The sequence below is a fragment of the Bacillus cereus group sp. N6 genome (genome assembly GCF_016483705.1).
GTDB lineage: Bacteria > Bacillota > Bacilli > Bacillales > Bacillaceae_G > Bacillus_A > Bacillus_A wiedmannii.
This window is the reverse complement of the sequence record NZ_JAEHBI010000168.1, coordinates 1-1,168: the sequence shown is the minus strand read 5'-3', so window position 1 is coordinate 1,168 and position 1,168 is coordinate 1. Positions and strand designations below refer to the sequence as shown.

Genomic DNA, 1,168 nt, shown 5'->3' with positions numbered 1-1,168 from the left:
CCCGTCTTTCGCTACTCATACCGGCATTCTCACTTCTAAGCGCTCCACCAGTCCTTCCGGTCTGACTTCACTGCACTTAGAACGCTCCCCTACCACTGATACCATTGGTATCAATTCGCAGCTTCGGTGGTGTATTTAGCCCCGGTACATTTTCGGCGCAGAGTCACTCGACTAGTGAGCTATTACGCACTCTTTAAATGGTGGCTGCTTCTAAGCCAACATCCTAGTTGTCTAAGCAACTCCACATCCTTTTCCACTTAATACACACTTTGGGACCTTAGCTGGCGATCTGGGCTGTTTCCCTCTTGACTACGGATCTTATCACTCGCAGTCTGACTCCTAAGGATAAGTCATTGGCATTCGGAGTTTGACTGAATTCGGTAATCCGATGAGGACCCCTAGTTCAATCAGTGCTCTACCTCCAAGACTCTTACACTTAAGGCTAGCCCTAAAGCTATTTCGGGGAGAACCAGCTATCTCCAGGTTCGATTGGAATTTCTCCGCTACCCACACCTCATCCCCGCACTTTTCAACGTGCGTGGGTTCGGGCCTCCATTCAGTGTTACCTGAACTTCACCCTGGACATGGGTAGATCACCTGGTTTCGGGTCTACGACCACGTACTAAACGCCCTATTCAGACTCGCTTTCGCTGCGGCTCCGCCTCTTCAGCTTAACCTCGCACGGGATCGTAACTCGCCGGTTCATTCTACAAAAGGCACGCCATCACCCATTAACGGGCTCTGACTATTTGTAGGCACACGGTTTCAGGATCTCTTTCACTCCCCTTCCGGGGTGCTTTTCACCTTTCCCTCACGGTACTGGTTCACTATCGATCACTAGGGAGTATTTAGCCTTGGGAGATGGTCCTCCCAGATTCCGACGGAATTTCACGTGTTCCGCCGTACTCAGGATACATTCAAGAGAGAACGAAGTTTCGACTACGGGGTTGTTACCCTCTACGACGGACCTTTCCAGGTCGCTTCGTCTACCTCGTTCCTTTGTAACTCCGTATAGAATGTCCTACAACCCCAAGAGGCAAGCCTCTTGGTTTGGGCTATGTTCCGTTTCGCTCGCCGCTACTCAGGAAATCGCATTTGCTTTCTCTTCCTCCAGGTACTTAGATGTTTCAGTTCCCTGGGTCTGTCTTCCTTACCCTATGTATTCAGG

1 rRNA gene is annotated in these 1,168 nt (G+C 50.4%); it reads right to left on the bottom strand.

Features of this window, described 5'->3' with window-relative positions:
• Window positions 1–1,168 (bottom strand): 23S ribosomal RNA (locus JDS99_RS30675); the annotation flags it as partial.